At 73.7% G+C, this 18292-nt stretch carries 16 protein-coding genes; 6 read left to right on the top strand and 10 right to left on the bottom strand.

All coding sequences use genetic code 11. The features are described 5' to 3' along the window. Positions 1 to 168: 168 nt before the first annotated feature. Complete coding sequence (locus ACWEQL_RS32865) at positions 169 to 1125, bottom strand: YihY/virulence factor BrkB family protein (protein ID WP_452154026.1); 957 nt, start codon at positions 1123 to 1125, stop codon at positions 169 to 171. 211 nt (positions 1126 to 1336) lie between these two features. Between ACWEQL_RS32865 and ACWEQL_RS32860 the strand changes: the two genes are divergently transcribed. Beyond that, positions 1337 to 4906, top strand: a complete 3570-nt coding sequence (locus ACWEQL_RS32860) for a CDP-glycerol glycerophosphotransferase family protein (protein WP_452154025.1) — start codon at positions 1337 to 1339, stop codon at positions 4904 to 4906. 106 nt (positions 4907 to 5012) lie between these two features. Here the strand turns inward: ACWEQL_RS32860 and ACWEQL_RS32855 are convergent, their stop codons facing one another. From ACWEQL_RS32855 to ACWEQL_RS32830, 6 genes are all read right to left on the bottom strand, one after another. After that, positions 5013 to 5567: a 2'-5' RNA ligase family protein gene (locus ACWEQL_RS32855; protein ID WP_452154024.1), complete on the bottom strand. Its 555-nt coding sequence runs from the start codon at positions 5565 to 5567 to the stop codon at positions 5013 to 5015. Continuing rightward, positions 5564 to 6604 (bottom strand): tryptophan--tRNA ligase, encoded by a 1041-nt coding sequence (trpS, locus tag ACWEQL_RS32850; protein WP_452154023.1) that lies wholly within the window; start codon positions 6602 to 6604, stop codon positions 5564 to 5566. The genes ACWEQL_RS32855 and trpS overlap by 4 nt, the downstream gene beginning before the upstream one ends. A gap of 30 nt (positions 6605 to 6634) precedes the next feature. Further along, positions 6635 to 7969, bottom strand: a complete 1335-nt coding sequence (locus ACWEQL_RS32845) for a hemolysin family protein (protein ID WP_452154022.1) — start codon at positions 7967 to 7969, stop codon at positions 6635 to 6637. Positions 7970 to 8046: 77 nt separating this feature from the next. Next, positions 8047 to 9039, bottom strand: a complete 993-nt coding sequence (locus ACWEQL_RS32840) for a malate dehydrogenase (protein WP_452154021.1) — start codon at positions 9037 to 9039, stop codon at positions 8047 to 8049. 234 nt (positions 9040 to 9273) lie between these two features. Further along, a complete protein-coding gene (locus ACWEQL_RS32835; RefSeq protein ID WP_452154020.1) occupies positions 9274 to 9699 on the bottom strand; it encodes a DUF3017 domain-containing protein in 426 nt (141 codons plus the stop codon). 20 nt (positions 9700 to 9719) lie between these two features. Beyond that, positions 9720 to 10574: a bifunctional methylenetetrahydrofolate dehydrogenase/methenyltetrahydrofolate cyclohydrolase gene (locus tag ACWEQL_RS32830; RefSeq protein WP_452154019.1), complete on the bottom strand. Its 855-nt coding sequence runs from the start codon at positions 10572 to 10574 to the stop codon at positions 9720 to 9722. A gap of 288 nt (positions 10575 to 10862) precedes the next feature. Between ACWEQL_RS32830 and ACWEQL_RS32825 the strand changes: the two genes are divergently transcribed. From ACWEQL_RS32825 to ACWEQL_RS32815, 3 genes are all read left to right on the top strand, one after another. After that, a complete protein-coding gene (locus tag ACWEQL_RS32825; RefSeq protein ID WP_452154018.1) occupies positions 10863 to 11306 on the top strand; it encodes a hypothetical protein in 444 nt (147 codons plus the stop codon). 3 nt (positions 11307 to 11309) lie between these two features. Next, positions 11310 to 11720 carry a DUF2752 domain-containing protein gene (locus tag ACWEQL_RS32820; protein WP_452154017.1) on the top strand — a complete coding sequence of 137 codons (411 nt, stop codon included), beginning with the start codon at positions 11310 to 11312 and terminating at the stop codon, positions 11718 to 11720. 143 nt (positions 11721 to 11863) lie between these two features. Then, the gene (locus ACWEQL_RS32815; protein ID WP_452154016.1) at positions 11864 to 12556 is read left to right on the top strand and encodes an RDD family protein; all 693 of its coding nucleotides are present in this window, start codon (positions 11864 to 11866) and stop codon (positions 12554 to 12556) included. A gap of 126 nt (positions 12557 to 12682) precedes the next feature. On the opposite strand, the gene purH is transcribed toward ACWEQL_RS32815, so the two are convergent. Both purH and purN read right to left on the bottom strand, forming a co-directional pair. After that, complete coding sequence (gene purH, locus ACWEQL_RS32810; protein WP_452154015.1) at positions 12683 to 14266, bottom strand: bifunctional phosphoribosylaminoimidazolecarboxamide formyltransferase/IMP cyclohydrolase; 1584 nt, start codon at positions 14264 to 14266, stop codon at positions 12683 to 12685. Beyond that, positions 14263 to 14922 carry a phosphoribosylglycinamide formyltransferase gene (gene purN, locus ACWEQL_RS32805; RefSeq protein WP_452154014.1) on the bottom strand — a complete coding sequence of 220 codons (660 nt, stop codon included), beginning with the start codon at positions 14920 to 14922 and terminating at the stop codon, positions 14263 to 14265. Before purN ends, purH begins: the two co-directional genes overlap by 4 nt. A 435-nt stretch (positions 14923 to 15357) precedes the next feature. On the opposite strand from purN, the gene ACWEQL_RS32800 reads away from it, so the two are divergent. Further along, the gene (locus ACWEQL_RS32800) at positions 15358 to 15987 is read left to right on the top strand and encodes a hypothetical protein (RefSeq protein ID WP_452154013.1); all 630 of its coding nucleotides are present in this window, start codon (positions 15358 to 15360) and stop codon (positions 15985 to 15987) included. A 176-nt stretch (positions 15988 to 16163) separates the two neighbouring features. On the opposite strand, the gene ACWEQL_RS32795 is transcribed toward ACWEQL_RS32800, so the two are convergent. Further along, positions 16164 to 17609, bottom strand: coding sequence for a cell division protein PerM (locus tag ACWEQL_RS32795; RefSeq protein ID WP_452154012.1), 1446 nt, complete (start codon positions 17607 to 17609; stop codon positions 16164 to 16166). Between the two features lie 135 nt (positions 17610 to 17744). Between ACWEQL_RS32795 and ACWEQL_RS32790 the strand changes: the two genes are divergently transcribed. Next, positions 17745 to 18292 (top strand): helix-turn-helix domain-containing protein (locus ACWEQL_RS32790; RefSeq protein ID WP_452154011.1); only part of this gene is annotated, 548 nt, incomplete at its 3' end.

Below are 18292 nucleotides of genomic sequence, written 5' to 3'. Positions count from 1 at the left end.
GCGAGGACCCGGACGGCATCGGCCTGCCCGGGTGGCTCACCGTCGCGGCCTGCCTGGCGGCGGGCGGCGCGGCGGCCGTGGTGGTGCTGCGACGCCGCGCGGCCCGGCCGGGGGCCGACGAGTAGGACCGTCGAGCGGCCCCGCGGGGTCTCGGGGAGGCGGTCCGCATCACCGGGGGGCCGCCTCCTCGCGTTCGGCCCTGTCCGCCGCGTCCGCCTCGTCGGCCGCCGCGATCGCCTCCCGGGCGCGGTCGCGGGCCCGGTCGCGGGCGGCGGCGGTGTCGGCGAGCGCCGTCCAGGAGACGCAGTACATCAGCAGCCGGCAGACGAAGTTGATCCACAGCAGCAGGGCCACCGGCACGCCGAACGCCCCGTACAGGCTGCGGCCGGCGACCGAGCCGAGGTAGGAGGCGAGCAGGATCTTCAGCAGCTCGAAGCCGGCCGCGCCGATCAGCGCGCCCCGCAGCACGTCCCGCCGGTGCTGGCCGCCGATCCGGGGGAAGGGCGCCAGCAGGTAGGCGAAGAGCAGGGTGTCGGCGGCGACCGCGACCAGCAGGCCGACCGCGGTGAGCAGGTAGCCGCCCGGCCCGCCGGTGCCGAGGCCGATCCATTCGGCGATCCGTCCGGCCAGGGTGGTCCCGGCGGCGGAGGCGGCCAGCGAGAGCAGCGCGACCAGGCCGAGGCCGAACAGCACCACGCAGTCCCAGGCCTTGCGCAGCACCGGGTTGCCCTCCTCCTCGGGCAGCTGCCAGACGTCCCGGATCGAGCCGCGCATGGTGTCCACCCAGCCGAGGCCGGAGAGCAGCAGCAGGACGCCGCTGATCAGTCCGACGGTGCCGGCGTTGGCGACCAGGGAGTCGAGGTTGAGCGAGTCGGAGAGGCCGGGCAGCTGGTCGGCGATCTCGTCCTGCAGCTCGTCGATCCGGCTGTCGCTGAGCGCGGCCGCGGCGATCGCCAGCGCCACGGTCAGCAGCGGGAACAGCGCGAGGAAGCCGAAGAAGGTGACCGCGCCGGCCAGCCGGTTGCCCCGGACGGCGGTGAAGTGTTCGTAGACCTGGTACGGGTGGCTGCGCATCACGCGCGCCGCGAGCGGGCCGATCACCGGGAGGCGGGTCAGGAAGTCCACCGTCCGGTTATACCGGCGGGTGCCCGAAACCACACCGAGGCGTACCGGGGCGGGGCGGGCGGCCCGGGGCACGGCCGGGCGGGCCCGGCGCCCGCCCGGGGGCCGCGGGCCCGGCGGGTAGGATCGGAGAGCACCTTCGCAACGGTTCGAAATGGCGGCCAGACCCCGGACGGGCTGCCACGCTCCTTCCCAAGAAAGGCCTGCGTAGCCGATGGCTCCCCGCCTCTCCATCGTCGTCCCGATCTACAACGTCGAGCGCTACCTCGTCGAATGCCTCGACTCGATCGCCGCCCAGACCTTCGAGGACTTCGAGTGCGTCATGGTCGACGACGGCTCCAAGGACGGCAGCGCGGCGCTCGCCGAGGCCTACGCGGCCAAGGACTCCCGGTTCCGGCTGGTCCGCCAGGTCAACAAGGGCCTCGGCGCCGCCCGGAACACCGGCATCCGGCACATCGACCCGGACGCCGAGTTCCTCTGCTTCGTCGACAGTGACGACTCGATGCCCCCGAGCGCGTACGAGCTGATGATCAGCACGCTCGACGAGACCGGCTCCGACTTCGCCACCGGCAACGTGCTGCGCTTCCGCGCGGTGGGCTACTACCAGTCCGGCGGCCACGTGAAGCCGTTCAAGGAGACCCGCCTCAAGACCCACATCACCGAGATCCCGGCGCTGGTCACCGACCGCACCGCGTGGAACAAGGTGTACCGCCGCTCCTTCTTCGACGCGGCCGGCCTGCTCTACCCCGAGGGCATCCTGTACGAGGACGCGCCCGTCAGCGTGCCGCACCACTACCTCGCCAAGAGCGTGGACGTGCTGGCCGAGCCGATCTACCACTGGCGCGAGCGCGAGGTCGGCGAGATGTCGATCACACAGATGCGCACCCACCCCAAGGGCCTGATCGACCGCGTCGCCTCGGTGGAGCTGGTCCGCGGCTGGCTGAAGAAGCAGACCGACCCGCGCTTCGCCCAGTACCTGCACTCCTACGACGAGAACACCCTCGTCGAGGAGCTCCCGATGTTCTTCTGGTCGGTCGTGGACGGCGACAAGGACTACCGGGACGCCTACCAGCAGCACGTCAGCCGGCTGCTGCGCTCGATCGGCCCCGACCAGGTCCGCAAGCTGCGCGCGCCGCTGCGGCTGAAGTACCACCTGACCCTGTCGAACCGGATCGACGAGTTCGTCGAGCAGATCAAGTTCGAGGGCGAGAGCAACGGCGGCGCCCCGGCCCGCGGTCTGCTGCGCCCGTACGCCGACTACCCGTTCCTGCGCGGCGGGCGCAAGAGCGTGCCGGCCAGCGTGCTCAAGCTGGACAACTCGCTGGTCATGCGCAGCCGGCTGTACGAGACCGGCTGGGTGGACGGCAAGCTCCAGCTGACCGGGCACGCCTACCCGGAGCAGCTCGGCGCCGAGGGCCGGCACGACATGGTCAAGGTGCTGGTGCTGCGCGAGGCCAAGGGCCGCCGCGTGCTGGCCGTGCAGACCCGGGCGCAGTACAGCCCGGAGGCCACCGCCAGCTGCAGCCACGACCTCTACAACTGCGACTGGGCCGGCTTCACCGCGTCCATCGACCCGAAGCGGCTCAAGCACCGCGGGCAGTGGAAGGACGGCCACTGGCGGGTGCTGGTCGCCGGCGCCGGCAAGGGCGGCGTCTACAAGGGCCGGATCTCGGCCGGCTGGAGCGACACCGCCGCGCACATCCCGGCGCACTGGGTCGACCAGGACGTGCGGATCGTGCCGTGGGTCAAGGACGGCCACGTCTACCTGAAGGTGGAGACCGTCCGGGCCCGGGCGACCGGTGTCACGGTCGACGGCGGCCGGGTGGAGTTCTCCGGCACCGCGAAGTCCGGCCCGGACCTGGCCGGCGCCCGGCTGCGGCTGACCCACCTGGAGTCGGACCGCACGCTGCTGGCCCCGCTGGAGCTCGGCACCCCGGCCGGCCTCGCCCAGCCGTTCACCGCCTCCGTCACGGTCGCGGAGCTGACCGAGGTCCGCGAGGCCTGGGCCGAGCTCGACCCGGTCGCCGGCGAGCGCACCCGTGACCGCTGGGACGCCGCGCTGCTGCTGGCCGACGGCACGGTCGTCCCGGTGGCACTGGACGAGCGCCACGCGCCCGAGCCGCTGCACGCGGCCCTGAACCCGCAGGCCCCGCTGGGCGAGCGGCGGGCGCTGTACTCCAAGTCCTCGCCGGCCGGCGGCCTCCAGCTCTGCGACCAGCTGCTGCAGCCGGTGGTGGAGGCGATCACCGCCCGCGGCGCCGACGGCTACCTGCTGGACGGCTCCTTCCCGCTCCCCGGCACCCACCGCTACGAGCTGGTGGTCCGGCACAACTGGCGCGAGGAGGAGCACGTCTACCCGGTGGAGATCGCGGACGGCCGCTTCCGCGCGTCCCTGCCGGCGGTGCCGACGGCCTCCTTCGCCGGGCGGGTCCCGCTCACCCAGGGCACCTGGGAGCTGACCATGCGTCCGGTCGGCGCCCCGGAGGGCTCCGTGTGGCCGCCGGTGCTGATCGCCCCGACCTGCTTCCCGTCGCTGCCGGTCGAGGTCGAGTCGCGCGGCAAGCGGATCGCGCTGGAACGCCGCGAGGACGACACCCTGTCGCTGGAGGCGCACCCGGCGATGCTGCCCGAGGAGCGCAGCGGCTGGCGCCAGCGCCAGCTGCGCACCGTCGACTACCCGGCCGCCCGCCGCCACCCGGTGCGCGACGCCGTGCTGTACAACGGGGCGCTCGGCGGCCTGTACGCGGACTCGCCGCGGGCGATCCACGAGGAGCTGGTGCGCCGCGGCCTGCCGCTGGAGCACCTGTGGGGCAGCGACGACCTGCAGGCCGACCTGCCGCGGACCGCCACCCCGGTACGGCTGTACAGCCCGGAGTGGTTCGAGGCGCTAGCCACCGCCAAGTACATCGTCACCAGTGCCCACCTGCCGGACTTCTTCGTCCGCCGGCCGGGCCAGGTGGTCGTGCAGACCTGGCACGGCACCCCGCTCAAGCAGGTCGGGTACGACTTCGAGAAGGTCTGGTTCACCGACTCCAACTACCTGAAGGGTCTGGCGAGCGAGGTCCCGAACTGGAACCTGCTGGTCTCCGGCAACCGCTTCTCCACGCCGGTGCTGCGCCGCGCCTTCGACTTCAAGGGCGAGATCGTGGAGTCGGGCGCGCCGCGCAACGACATACTCTTCGCCCCGGACCGCGAGAAGACCGCCGAGCAGGTCCGCGAGCGGCTCGGCCTGCCCGAGGGCAAGAAGGTCGTGCTGTACGCGCCGACCTTCCGTGAGGACCGGCGGCGCCCGCAGGGCGGCTACCAGATGGACCTGCGGATCGACGCGGACGCGATGCGGGCGGCGCTCGGCGACGACCAGGTGCTGCTGGTGCGCCGGCACGCGGTGATGTGCGGCCAGGTGCCGGACGCCGGCAACGGCTACCTCTGGGACGTCGGCACCTACCCCGACATGGCGGAGCTGCTGCTGGTCGCGGACGTGCTGGTGACGGACTACTCGTCGACGGTGTTCGACTTCGCCGTGACCGGCAAGCCGGTGCTGTTCTACACGTACGACCTGGAGCACTACCGCGACAACCTGCGCGGCTTCAGCATGGACTTCGAGGGCGAGGCGCCCGGCCCGCTGCTGGCCACCTCCGAGGAGCTGATCGGGGCGCTCGGCCGGGTGGACGAGGTCACGGCCGAGTACGCGCAGAAGTACGCCGCGTTCCGCGAGGCGTACTGCGACCTGGACGACGGCGGCGCCGCCGCCCGGGTGGTGGACGCGATGCTGCGCCAGCAGTAGGGGTTCCGTACGGACGAGGGGCGCCCGGTGTGACGGTCACACCGGGCGCCCCTCGTCGTCGTCGGCGGCGGCCCTCGGTCATCGGCCCCTGGAGGCCGGCGCGTCGTCAGCCGAACTCGTACGAGCGCCAGGGCCGCCAGACCTCGTCCGCGTCGAACCGGGAGAGGCTGAACCCCGTGACCGGGAAGGCCGCCTGGAAGGTGCGCGCCTTCTCGAACGCCTGGTCGAGGACGTCGTCCGGCAGGCCGTGGGCGACGGTCACGTGCGGGTGGTACGGGAAGGCCAGCTCCCGGGCCAGCGGGCCGGAGCGGATCGCCGCCTCCAGCAGCCGGCACTCGTGGGTGCCCTCCTCGACCCGGACGAACACCACCGGGGAGACCGGCCGGAACGTCCCGCCGCCCTGCAGCAGCATCCGGAACGGCCGGTGGGCCCGGGCCACCCCGGTCAGGTGCCGCTCGACCAGCGGCAGCCGCCCGGCCGGCAGCTCCGTCGGCGGCAGCAGCGTGACGTGGGTGGGTATCGACCGGGCCAGCGGGTCGCCGTGCCCGGCCCGCGCGTCCTGGATGGCCGTGCCGAACGGCTCCGGGACGGTCACGGACACGCCGATGGTGACGACCTCCGGGAGGTCGCCACCACCGGGCAGGGACGCCAGGGCTGTCACCGCTTGGCGGCCGGGAGGAAGCCGATCCGGTCGTAGACGGTCGCCAGCGTCTCGGAGGCCACCGCGCGGGCCTTCTCGGCGCCGATCGCCAGGACGCGGTCCAGCTCGGCCGGGTCGTCCAGGAAGCCCTGGGTGCGCTGCTGGAACGGGGTGACCCACTCGGTGAACAGCTCGGCCAGCTCGGTCTTCAGGGCGCCGTACATCTTGCCCTCGAAGTGCGCGACCAGCTGCTCGACCGACTGCCCGCTGAGCGCGGAGTGGATGCGCAGCAGGTTGGAGACGCCGGCCTTCTCGTCCTCGTCGTAGGAGACGACGGTGCCGGTGTCGGTGACGGCGCTCTTGAACTTCTTGGCGCTGGCCTTCGGCTCGTCCAGCAGGTTCACCAGGCCCTTGGCCGAGGAGGCGGACTTGCTCATCTTGGCGCCCGGGTCCTGGAGGTCCAGGATCTTGGCCGTCTCCTTGAGGATGTACGGCGCCGGCACGGTGAAGGTCGGGCTGTAGCGGGAGTTGAAGCGCTCCGCGAGGTCGCGGGTGAGCTCCAGGTGCTGGCGCTGGTCCTCGCCGACCGGCACCGCGTCCGCCTGGTAGAGCAGGATGTCGGCGATCTGCAGGATCGGGTAGGTGAACAGGCCCACCGAGGTGCCGGAGGCGCCCTGCTTGGCGGACTTGTCCTTGAACTGGGTCATCCGGGAGGCCTCGCCGAAGCCGGTGAGGCAGTTCATCACCCAGCCGAGCTGCGCGTGCTCCGGCACGTGGGACTGGACGAACAGCGTGCAGCGCTCCGGGTCCAGGCCGGCGCCGAGCAGCTGGGCGGCGGAGATCCGGGTGTTCTGGCGCAGCGTCGCCGGGTCCTGCTCGACGGTGATCGCGTGCAGGTCCACGACCATGTAGAAGGCGTCGTTGGCCTCCTGGAGGTCGACCCACTGGCGCACCGCGCCCAGGTAGTTGCCGAGGTGGAACGAGCCGGAGGTGGGCTGGATGCCGGAGAGCACCCGGGGACGGTCCTTGGCCGGACCGGTGACCGCTGCGTTGACCATGGGGGCCATTGTTCCAGTTCCCCCGGTCGCTCAGGAAACGTCCACGGCTGGAGGTTCCGACAGTGTGACCGCACTCACCCGGATCCTGGAGATCCGCCGGCCCTCCAGCAGGGCCACCGTCAGCAGTACCCCGCCCTCCACGGCCGCCTGATCGCCTTCGACGGCCACCTGGTCGCCCTTGCGCGGCAGCCGGCCCAGCCGCGCCACCAGCCAGCCCGCCACGGTCTCGTACGGGCCCTCGGGCAGGGTGACGCCGGTCTCCTGGGCGAAGTCGGCGAGGTTGAGCAGCCCGTCCAGCTCCATGCCGCCGCCGGCCAGCCGGCGGGTGGTGGGCGGGCGCTGGGCGTCGTACTCGTCACGGATCTCGCCGATCACCTCCTCGACGAGGTCCTCCAGGGTGACGATGCCCGCGGTGCCGCCGTACTCGTCGACCACGATGGCCAGGTGGTGGCCCTCGCGGCGCATCTCGCCCATCGCCCCCAGCACGAGTTTGGTGCCGGGCAGCAGCTTGACCGGGCGGGCCAGGTCGCGCACCCGGACGGCCTGCTCGCCGCGGGCGCCGTACAGGTCGCGGACGTGCACGAAGCCGGTGACCGCGTCGTAGCTGCCCTCGACCACGGGGTAGCGGGAGTGCGGGGAGGAGGCGGCCTGTTCGCGCACCTCGGACAGCGGGCGGTCGGCGTCCAGGAAGGTCACCTCGGTCCGCGGCACCATCACCTCGCGCAGCTGCCGCTCGCCGGCCGAGAACACGTCGGCGATCAACGCCCGTTCGTCCGAGCCGAGTTCGGTGCTGGCGGCGACCAGCCCGCGGAGTTCCTCGGAGCTCATCGAGCCGCGGCCGGCCCGCGGGTCGCCGCCGGCCAGGCGCACCATCAGGTCGGTGGAGTGGCCGAGCAGCCAGATGACCGGGCGCAGCACCACCGAGATCACGTCCACCACCGGGGCGGCCAGCACCGCGATGGAGTCGGCGCGCTGGAGGCCGATCCGCTTGGGGGCGAGCTCGCCGAGCACCAGCGAGACGTAGCTGATCACCAGGGTCAGCCCGACCAGGGCGACCGCGTCCGCGACCCCCGGGGAGAGCCCCGCCCGGACGAACAGCGGCGCCGCCTTGCCGGCCAGGGTGTCCGCGCCCAGGGCCGCCGAGAGGAAGCCCATGCAGGTCACCCCCACCTGGGCGGCGGCCAGGAACCGGTTGGGGTCGGCGGCCAGGTGCGCGGCCCGCGCCGCCCGGCGGGTGCCGCGCGCCTCCAACGCCCTGATCTGGCCCTCGCGCAGCGAGATCAGCGAGATCTCGGCGACGTTGAACAGGCCGCCCAGCACGATGAAGACGAGGACGAGCGCCGCATCCTGAAGGGTTTCGCTCACGGCAGGCCAGTGTACGGAAGCGGCCCGCCGCCTCCCGGAAGGGAAGCGGCGGGCCGTTCTCAGGACCGCGGTGGGGCTCAGATCAGGCCGAGCGCCTGGACCGCGTCGCGCTCCTCGACCAGCTCGTTGACCGAGGCGTCGATGCGGCCGCGGGAGAAGTCGGAGATCTCCAGGCCCTGGACGATCTCGAAGGAGCCGTCCTTGGTGGTGACCGGGAAGGAGGAGATCAGGCCGGCCGGGACGCCGTAGGAGCCGTCGGAGACGATGCCCATGGAGGTCCAGTCGCCCTCGGCGGTGCCGTTGACCCAGGTGTACACGTGGTCGATGGCGGCGTTGGCGGCCGAGGCGGCCGAGGAGGCGCCGCGGGCGTCGATGATGGCCGCGCCGCGCTTGGCGACGGTCGGGATGAAGTCGTTCTCCAGCCAGGCCTGGTCGGCGCCGACGGCCTCGAAGCCCGGCTTGCCGGCGATCTCGGCCTGGAAGATGTCCGGGTACTGGGTGGCCGAGTGGTTGCCCCAGATGGTGACCTTCTTGATGTCGGCCACGGTGGCGCCGGTCTTCTTGGCCAGCTGGGCGACCGCGCGGTTGTGGTCCAGGCGGGTCATCGCGGTGAAGCGCTCGGCCGGGACGTCCGGGGCGTTGCGCTGGGCGATCAGGGCGTTGGTGTTGGCCGGGTTGCCGACGACCAGGACCTTGATGTCGTCCGCGGCGTTGTCGTTGATGGCCTTGCCCTGCGGACCGAAGATGCCGCCGTTGGCCTGCAGCAGGTCGCCGCGCTCCATGCCGGCGGTGCGCGGGCGGGCGCCGACCAGGAGGGCGACGTTGGCGCCGTCGAAGGCCACGTTCGGGTCGTCGGTGATGGTGATGCCGCGCAGCAGCGGGAAGGCGCAGTCGTCGAGCTCCATCGCGGTGCCCTCGGCGGCCTTGAGGCCCTGCGGGATCTCCAGGAGGCGCAGGTTCACCGGCACGTCGGCGCCGAGCAGGTGGCCCGAGGCGATGCGGAAGAGCAGCGCGTAGCCGATCTGGCCGGCCGCTCCGGTGATGGTGACGTTGACGGGGGTGCGGGTCATTTCTACCTTCTCCAGCAAATCGCCAGGCGCCCCAGGCACACCGGCGCACTGGAGCCGAGGATGATCTCTCGACATCGAGAGACCGGCGTCAGGTTATCGCAAAGCGAAGCGTACGCCGCGTGTGCGGGCGTGGTTGTTCCGTCACATCCGGTCCGGGGAAGGCGAACGGCCCCCGCCGTGGCGGGGGCCGTTCGGGTGTCGTTCCGGGCCGGCCCCGGGCTCGTCGGACGGGCCTCAGTGCCGGGGACGTCCGATGAGTTGGCCGATGTTGTCCAGCAACGGCACCTCCAGCCACGGGTTGGGCTGGGCCATCAGCGTCAGGAGCACGATCGACGAGCCCAGGAAGGTCATCACGATCACGTCCGTGAAGCGGCTGCGCACGGCCAGCATGCCGACCTCGGGCAGCACCAGCCGCAGCAGGGCGCCCAGCAGCACGCCGCCGCCGAGGAGCAGCAGCCCGTACTTGAAGCCCTCCTCGGCGTCGGCGAACCAGGTGACGGCCAGCCCGGCCCCCACCAGCAGCAGCACCAGCGATATCGGCCACTGCCGGACCGGCAGGGTGTGCTCGCGGCCCAGCGCGGCCCGCGAGCCCTCGGGGGGCAGGGTGCCGGTGGTCCGGATCGGCCTGCGCCGGGACCGCACCGGTCGGGGTTCACTCACGGCTCGACGTCCCTCCGGAATCAGACACCGGCGCGGCGCTCGGCCGCCTCGACGATGTTGTTGAGCAGCATGGCGCGGGTCATCGGGCCGACACCGCCCGGGTTGGGGGCGATCCAGCCGGCCACCTGGGCCACGTCCGGGTGCACATCGCCGACGATCTTGCCGTCGCGGCGGCTGACGCCCACGTCCAGCACGGCCGCGCCGGGCTTGACGTCCTCCGGCTTGACCAGGTGCGGCACGCCGGCGGCGGCCACGACGATGTCGGCCCGGCGCAGGTGGGCCGCGAGGTCGCGGGTGCCGGTGTGGCAGAGGGTGACGGTGGCGTTCTCGCTGCGGCGGGTGAGCAGCAGGCCGATCGAGCGGCCCACGGTGACGCCGCGGCCGATCACGACCACCTCGGCGCCGTCGATCTCCACCTTGTGCCGGCGCAGCAGCTCGACCATGCCCAGCGGGGTGCACGGCAGCGGGCCGGTGATGCCCAGCGCCAGGCGGCCCAGCGAGGTGGGGTGCAGGCCGTCCGCGTCCTTGTCCGGGTCCATCAGCTCCAGCACGCTGTTCTGGTCCAGGCCCTTGGGCAGCGGCAGCTGGACGATGTACCCGGTGCAGGTCGGATCGGCGTTGAGCTCGCGGACGACGTTCTCGACGTCCTCCTGGGTGGCGGTGGCGGGCAGCTCGCGCTGGATCGAGGCGATGCCGACCTCGGCGCAGTCGCGGTGCTTGCCGTTGACGTACCAGCGGCTGCCCGGGTCGTCGCCGACCAGGACGGTGCCGAGGCCGGGGACGACGCCCCGCTCCTTGAGGGCCGCCACGCGGACGGCGAGTTCGGACTTGATCGCGGCCGCGGTGGCCTTGCCATCGAGAATCTGGGCAGTCATGACCCCATTCTCCCGGATCGGGTCCACTGCCGGTGCCACCGCCCCGGCGCCCCCGCGCGGGGCCCGCGTGCGCGCCCGGGCGGGCCACCGGGTGCCGCCCGCGTCGCCGCCCGGGCCGATACGGAACGTGCGGGTCGCGTTGCGGTTGCGCCACAGTTGCGTCCGGCTCGCGGGCGCGGCTGGACACGGTGGCGGCGTCCGGTCGACGATATGCGGGCAATCCCTGCCGCCCCGGCCCGGTGACGGGCCGCACGGCGTACGGCGGGGACGTACCCGGGGGAAGAATCAGTGAGCAATCCGTACCAGACACCGCCGCCGGGCCCCTACGGCGGCCCGGGTCAACAGCCGCACGCCGCGCCGTACGGTGCGCCGCAGTACCAGCAGCCGGTGCCGCAGCCGGTCCACCCGCAGCCCGTCCACCCGCAGCAGGGGTACCCGGCCGGGTACGCCTACCAGCCGCCGGTGTACCAGGCGCCCGTCCCGGTGCCCGTCGTGGAGCCCAACCAGTACGCGACCGCCGCCGTGGTGCTCGGTTTCGTCGCCGTGCTCACCACCTGCTTCTACGGCGGGCTCCTCGGCCTGATCGGGCTCGGGGTCGCGATCGCCGGCCTCAACCGTTCGAACACCACCGGTGTGGGCCGCGGCATGTCGATCGGCGCGATCGTGCTCAACGTCCTGGCCGTGCTGATCACCATCGCCGTGATCGTCCTCGTCGTGCAGGGCAAGTACTGACCCATGACCACCCTGACGAACCGTTGGCAGCGGTCGGCCGGCACCCTCCGGGGTGGCCTGCTGCGCGTCATGCTGCGCGGATTCGTGGCGGCGACCGCCGCGGTGACGGTGTCCCGGCTGCACGACGCGGCCGACCCCGGGGTGCTCTGCCCGCTGCGCCTGCTGACCGGTGTGCCGTGTCCCGGCTGCGGCAGCACGACCGTCTTCATCGAGGCGGGGCACGGCAGTTGGGGCGCCGCGCTGGCGGCCAACCCGGTGACCGCGGTGGCGGTCACGGCCCTGCTGCTGGCCCCGCTCGGCCTCGGCCGCCGCTGGTGGGACGCGCCCGCCGGCCGGCGCGGCGCGCTGGTCGCCGCGGGCCTCGCGGCGGCCTGGGTCTGGGAGCTGCACCGGCTCGGGATCTCCCGGCCCTGATCCCCCGCGACGGCGGCGACGGCCCGCCCCTGGGCGCTGTCGTCCCGCTTCGCTAGTCTGCCCCCCGGTCGGCACCGTCAGATGCCAGTCCGTCCCAGGAATTTCCCGTACACGTCCCCAACCCATCCTGCCCGGAGGCATCGATGACCTACCCGCCCGACCCGAACAACCCCTACGGCCAGCAGCCCGGTTACGGCCAGCCGCCCGGCTACGGCTACCCGCAGCAGCAGGCGCCCGCGCCGGGCTACGGCTACCCGCAGCAGCAGGCCCCGGCCCCCAACTACGGCTACCCGCAGCAGGCCATGCCGGGCTACGGCATCCCGCAGCAGGCCGGCCCGTACCCGCACGCCGGTTACGTCCAGCAGGCCTACGCCGGCTGGGGCTCCCGGGTCGCCGCGTACCTGGTCGACTACCTGATCGTCGGTCTGCCGGCCGGCATCCTGGCCGGTGTCGGCGCCGCCATCGGCTCGGAGCCCGGCAAGTCCAGCTGCACCAAGGGCGCGTACAGCACGTACTGCACCACCGGCCCCTCGACCATCAACGGCCTCGGCATCACGCTCATGATCGTCGCCGGTCTGCTCAGCTTCGCCGGCTACCTGTGGCTGATCGCCTCCGAGGGCCGGACCGGCCAGACCCCGGGCAAGAAGATGGTCAACATCCGCGTCGTCCGCGAGGCCGACGGGCAGGTGCTGGGCTTCGGCATGGCCTTCGTCCGCAAGCTCTGCCACGTGCTCGACGTGATGGCCTGCTACATCGGCCTGCTGTGGCCGATCTGGGACGCCAAGAAGCAGACCTTCGCCGACAAGGTGATGAGCACCGTCGTCGTGAAGTCCTAGCGCCCGCCCGTCACGCCGTCTTCCCGGTGTAACGTTGTCCGGCACGCCCGGCACGCCCGGCGGCGTGCGAAGGCCCCCGCCCCCTCTTACCTGGGGGACGGGGGCCTTCGCGCTGCCGGATCCGGATCAGTGGAAGAAGTGCCGGGTCCCGGTGAGGTACATGGTCACGCCCGCCTCGGCGGCCGCCGCGACGACCTCCTCGTCACGGATCGAACCGCCCGGCTGCACCACGGCCCTGACGCCACCGTCGAGGAGGATCTTCAGACCGTCCGCGAACGGGAAGAAGGCGTCGGAGGCCGCGTACGAGCCCTTGGCCCGCTCGCCGGCCCGCTCGACCGCGAGCTTCGCCGAGTCGACCCGGTTGACCTGGCCCATGCCGACGCCCACCGAGGCGCCGTCCTTGGCCAGCAGGATCGCGTTGGACTTGACGGCCCGGCAGGCCCGCCAGGCGAAGGCCAGCTCGGCCAGCTCGGCCTCGGAGAGCGCCTCGCCCGTGGCCAGCGTCCAGTTCGCCGGGTCGTCGCCCTCGGCGTGGATGCGGTCGGACTCCTGGAGCAGCACGCCGCCGGAGACCGGGCGCACCTCCTGGCGGTTGCCCGGGGCCTCGGGGGCGCGCAGCACCCGCAGGTTCTTCTTGCGGGCCAGCACCTCGACGGCGCCGTCCTCGTACGCCGGGGCCACGACGACCTCGGTGAAGATCGGGGCGATCTGCTCGGCCAGCTCGACGGTGACCGGGCGGTTGACCGCGATCACGCCGCCGTACGCGGAGACCGGGTCGCACTCGTGGGCCTTGCGGTGCGCCTCGGCGACGTCCGCGCCGGTCGCGATGCCGCACGGGTTGGCGTGCTTGATGATCGCGACGGCCGGGCCCTCGTGGTCGTAGGCGGCGCGGCGGGCGGCGTCGGTGTCGACGTAGTTGTTGTACGACATCTCCTTGCCGTGCAGCTGCTCGGCGCCGGCCAGGCCGCCCGTGCCGTCGACGTAGAGCGCGGCGCCCTGGTGCGGGTTCTCGCCGTAGCGCAGCACGTTCTGGCGCTCGTAGGTGGCGCCCAGGAAGGCCGGGAACGCGTCCTCGGACTCCGTGTAGCCGGAGGTCTCGAACCAGTTGGCCACCGCGACGTCGTAGGCGGCGGTGTGCGCGAAGGCCTGGGCGGCCAGCCGCTTGCGGGTCAGCAGGCCGAAGCCGCCGCCCTGGACGGCCGTCAGCACGTCGGCGTAGCGGGCCGGGTCGACCACGACCGCCACCGACGGGTGGTTCTTGGCCGCCGCGCGGACCATGCTCGGGCCGCCGATGTCGATCTGCTCGACGCACTCGTCCGGGGTCGCACCGGAGGCGACGGTCGCCTTGAACGGGTACAGGTTCACCACGACCAGGTCGAAGGGCTCGACGCCCAGCTCGGCCAGCTGCGCGCGGTGCGACTCCAGGCGCAGGTCGGCGAGCACACCGGCGTGCACGCGGGGGTGCAGCGTCTTCACGCGCCCGTCCAGGCACTCCGGGAAGCCGGTCAGCTCGGAGACCTCGGTCACCGGGACGCCCGCGGCGGCGATCCGGCCGGCCGTGGAACCGGTCGAGACGATGGCGACCCCGGCGGCGTGCAGGCCCTGGGCCAGCTCCTCCAGGCCGGTCTTGTCGTACACGCTGATCAGCGCGCGGCGGATCGGCCTGATGTCCTCGGAGACGGGGGGCGTGGTGCTGGGGGCGGCGCTCATGCCGGGATCCATACCTTTCGGTCTTCGATGCGGTGGCCCTCGCGGGCCAGCCGGCCCACGACGTCGACGAGCAGCTTGCGCTCGACAGTCTTGATGCGCTCGTGCAGCGCTTCGCCGCCATCGGCGTGGTCGGCGTCGGTGACCTCCACGACGCCCTGCGCGATGATCGGCCCGGTGTCCACGCCGGCGTCGACCAGGTGGACGGTGCAGCCGGTGACCCTGACCCCGTACGCGAGCGCGTCGGTGACGCCGTGGGCGCCGGGGAAGGCGGGCAGCAGCGCGGGATGGGTGTTGACGATCCGTCCGGCGAAGGCGCCGATGAACGCGGGGCCGAGGATCTTCATGAAGCCGGCGGTGACCACCAGGTCCGGCTCGTACCCGGCGACGGCGTCGGTCAGCGCGCGGTCCCAGTCGGCCCGGTCGGAGAAGTCCTTCACCCGTCGGACGAAGGTCGGCAGACCGGCGCGCTCGGCGCGCTCCAGGCCGGCGATGCCGTCGCGGTCGGCCCCGACGGCCAGGATCTCGGCGCCGTAGGCCGGGTCGGCGGCGGCGTCGAGCAGCGCCTGCAGATTGGTGCCGGAGCCGGAGACCAGCACCACCAGACGGGCGGGACCGGGCTTGCGGGGCGGGAAGAGCTGGGCGGGGGCGGGAGCCACTGCGCGATTCTCCGTAGGTCGGGCGCCGCCCGCTGGTACGTCCACCGGCGGTGGGGCCACTACGAACGGCAGGTCGAGCGAGGGGGAACACACGGGAAACCCGCCGCGTCGCGGGCGTCCGGGAACCGATCCGAGCTGCTGACCGTCACCACGATAACGGCTGGTCGGACGGCCCCTGAAACGGCCCGAGGGCGCTACGCGCGTAGTTGAGACGGGGATCTCGCCGGAGCGCTTCCCGGGGGGCCGTCCGGGGTCCCGCGGGCCCGGGGAGCGTTCCGACGGGCGAGGTGGACCGGTTCCGTCGCGGGCACGTCAGGCGGCGGCCGGGCGTTCCCCAGGGGCTGCCCGGGGGTTTCCCGGAGCCTGCGGGATCATAGAGGGCGGGCACCCAGCGGGCGCACCCGCCCCACCGACCGACGAGGAATGGCCGACACCATGAGCAGCGGTGACAACACCGGCGAGCGCAACCCCTTCGCGCCGCCGCCGGCGGATGCCCCGGACCAGCCGTGGCAGCCCCGCAACCCCCGGCCCGGCAGCGAGGACCAGGGCGGCACGGAGGACTCCGGCGGCTCCGACGAGCGCCCGCAGGTCCCGCCGCCGCACCCCTGGAGCCCCGGCTACCAGGGCGGCTGGAGCCCGCGCCCCTCCGCCCCGCAGCCGCCCCGCCTCGACCCGAGCGACCCCACCCAGCGCCGTGCCCGCAACGCGGCCCTGGCCGGTGTGGCCGCCCTGATGTGCGCCGTCGCCGGCGTCTACTACGTCGCGCTGTTCGTCGGCGCCCTCGCCGTCCTCTGGGGCGTCAGCGCCCTGCGCGCCCCCAAGCCCGCCGCCGCCGAGGGCGACCACACCGTCTCCCCCGCCCCCAGTCCGCTCACCACGCCCGCCCTCGGCGGCATCCTGGCCGGCGCGATGACGGTCGTCTTCGTCGGCTCGGTGATCGGCCTCAACCTCTACTACAACGACTACGTCACCTGCGTCCGCGACTCCCTCACCACCTCCGGCGAGGACAGCTGCGACAGCCTCGCCCCGAAGTGGTACACCGACATCGCCAACAAGGGCGACTGACCCCCGGCGGTCGGTGGATGAGCGTGGGAAGTCGGCCCGGCCGACTTCCCACGAGCTTTCCGGGGGTACGGGGGTACCGGGACACCGGAAGTCGGCGGGGTCGACTTCCGGCGCGTGGCGTGTGTGCGGTGTGCGGTGTGCGGGTGCGCGGCGGCCCGCGTAGGCGCCGCGGCCGTTCAGTGGGGGCTGCCGAGGAGACGGCCCAGGCGGCGGACGGCGGCGTGGGCGAGGACTCGGGCGCGGTGGGTGAGGAGGCCGACCCGGCTACTCGGCGCGCCGGCCGCGCCGAGGGCGGTGGCGCGGGACAGCAGGGCGACCGGGGTGGCCACCGCGGCGATCCAGGTCGCCGCCGCCAGTCCCGCCGTCCAGGGCGGCGGACCGAGCCGGGCCATCCGTCCGGCGGCCAGCGCCCCGCCCGCGAGCCAGCCGGCCGCCGTCGCGGCCGCGCCGACCAGCAGGGCCGCCGTCAGGACGGCCACCGCGGTCGCCGCCGGGTGCCACGGTGCGCGGTCGGTGCCCCGGCCGGAGGCCGCACGGCCCAGCAGGAGCCCGGGGACCACCGCCGCCAGCACGGGCAGCACGCACACGGCCAGGTGCCAGCCGCCGGCTCCCGGCGCCGGCAGCAGCGCGAACAGCGGGAACTCGGGGAGCGGTCCCAGCACGGTGGCGGACGGCCCCACCGTCGTCCCGGTGCCCACGGCGAAGCCCGGGCCCAACGCGTACGCGGCTCCGCAGAGCACCGCGTTCGGCAGCAGCAGGACGCTGAGCAGCACCAGCCCGGCGAGCGCCGCCGGTCCGCCGCCGAGGGCCGAGGCCGCCGGGTCGGTGCCGCCGAACGCGTCCGCCACGTCCAGGACCGCCGCCACCGCGACGACCAGCGCACCGGCCGCCAGCAACCCGAACAGCCCGGCGAGCGCGGCCGTCCGGACCGCCGGGCCGGCGCCGGCGGGCCGTAGCCGGTCCGGCACCCAGGCCGGCACCTGCCGCCAGGCCCCCGTCCCCGGCTCCGCCCCGAGGTCGTCGTCGGAATCGGGGCCGGGGCCGTCGTCGCGAGCGGCCCCGGGATCCGGGGCGGGGGCCGGCCGGGCCGAGCGGGCGCCCGCAGCGGTGGCCACGGCGGCGAGCAGCGCCACCACCAGCAGGTCCGGGAGGATCCAGGAGCGGAAGGGGCCGGACCCGGCGCCCTCGCCCGCGCACTGGGCGACCACGATCGCGGCCACCGAGCAGTACCCGGCACAGACCGCCGCCGGCCCCCTCCACCAGGCGCGCGCACCCTGCCGGGCCGCCGCCGCACCGGTGACCGACCGGGCGCCGGCCCGGTAGAGCCGGCCCGCCACGAACAGTCCGAGCAGCAGGGGGGTGACCGTCACCGGGGCGGCGGTGTCGGGTCCGAGCAGCGGCGCGCCGTGGCCGAGCAGCCAGACCGCGCCCGCCAGCCGGGCGACGGCGGACGCGTCGGCGTCGGTGTTCGGGGTGGCCACCCAGAGCCCGAACACCGGCACCACCACCAGGGCCAGCCCGAGCAGCGCCGCCCGCACCCCGGCCAGCAGGTCGGACCGCACCGGCCTGGCGCCCAGCTCGCCCGGCAGTTCCAGGATCGGACGGCCCATCAGCTGCGTCATGGGCCTCATGGTGCCAAGGCGACTCGCCCTGTTCGGTGAAGAGGCAAACCGTCGCCGTGTCCCAGATTATTGGCTTATGCGCATTTTCAGACCCTGCCCACCAGCCGCCGCCCACCCTCCGGCCCGGAGCGTCTGATGACCACGCCGCCGACCGCCGAGCGCCCCACCGGCGCCGCCAGCAGCACCGCGAAGAACGGCACCGCAAAGAGCGGCACCGCGAAGGACAGCACCGCGAGAAACGGCACCGCGAAGAGCGGCAGGAGCGACAAGCCTGCCGGGAACGCGATGAGCACCGCCGGGAAACGCGCCGCCGGAAGGGGCGCTCCCCCCGGGGCGCCGACCACGCGGTCCGCCGCCGGCGGCCGGCCCCCGGGAACGGACGCGGGCGGCGACGCGCAGGAGGCCGCCCGCCTGATCCGGCTGCTGACCCCGCGTGAGGCGCTGGCCCTCGCGCACCTCGCCGCCGGCCGTGACCTCATCCGTACGGCAGCCGCGCTCGGCGTCACCCCGGCCACCGCGCGCAACCACCAGCACCGGGCGATGCGCAAGCTCGGCACCCGTACCCGGGCCGAGCTCGCCCCGTTCGCCGCGCTCCTGAACGACCTTCACCCCGCGGCCCCGGCACCCGAGCGGCCCTACCCTCTCCGCACACCACCTCGACGGTGGGAACCATGCGCCCTGCG

Source organism: Kitasatospora sp. NPDC004240 (genome assembly GCF_053603215.1).
Note: the sequence above shows the minus strand (reverse complement) of the source record. Positions and strands in the feature narration are given on the sequence as shown.

What these genes read in the sequence shown, in the direction of transcription:
- purH (WP_452154015.1), bottom strand. Translation starts at nt 14,266, where the DNA reads ATGAGCGCCGCCCCCAGCACCACGCCCCCCGTCTCCGAGGACATCAGG.
- ACWEQL_RS32830 (WP_452154019.1), bottom strand. Translation starts at nt 10,574, where the DNA reads ATGACTGCCCAGATTCTCGATGGCAAGGCCACCGCGGCCGCGATCAAG.
- ACWEQL_RS32860 (WP_452154025.1), top strand. Translation starts at nt 1,337, where the DNA reads ATGGCTCCCCGCCTCTCCATCGTCGTCCCGATCTACAACGTCGAGCGC.
- ACWEQL_RS32800 (WP_452154013.1), top strand. Translation starts at nt 15,358, where the DNA reads ATGAGCAGCGGTGACAACACCGGCGAGCGCAACCCCTTCGCGCCGCCG.
- trpS (WP_452154023.1), bottom strand. Translation starts at nt 6,604, where the DNA reads ATGGTCAACGCAGCGGTCACCGGTCCGGCCAAGGACCGTCCCCGGGTG.
- ACWEQL_RS32820 (WP_452154017.1), top strand. Translation starts at nt 11,310, where the DNA reads ATGACCACCCTGACGAACCGTTGGCAGCGGTCGGCCGGCACCCTCCGG.
- ACWEQL_RS32815 (WP_452154016.1), top strand. Translation starts at nt 11,864, where the DNA reads ATGACCTACCCGCCCGACCCGAACAACCCCTACGGCCAGCAGCCCGGT.
- ACWEQL_RS32840 (WP_452154021.1), bottom strand. Translation starts at nt 9,039, where the DNA reads ATGACCCGCACCCCCGTCAACGTCACCATCACCGGAGCGGCCGGCCAG.
- ACWEQL_RS32795 (WP_452154012.1), bottom strand. Translation starts at nt 17,609, where the DNA reads ATGACGCAGCTGATGGGCCGTCCGATCCTGGAACTGCCGGGCGAGCTG.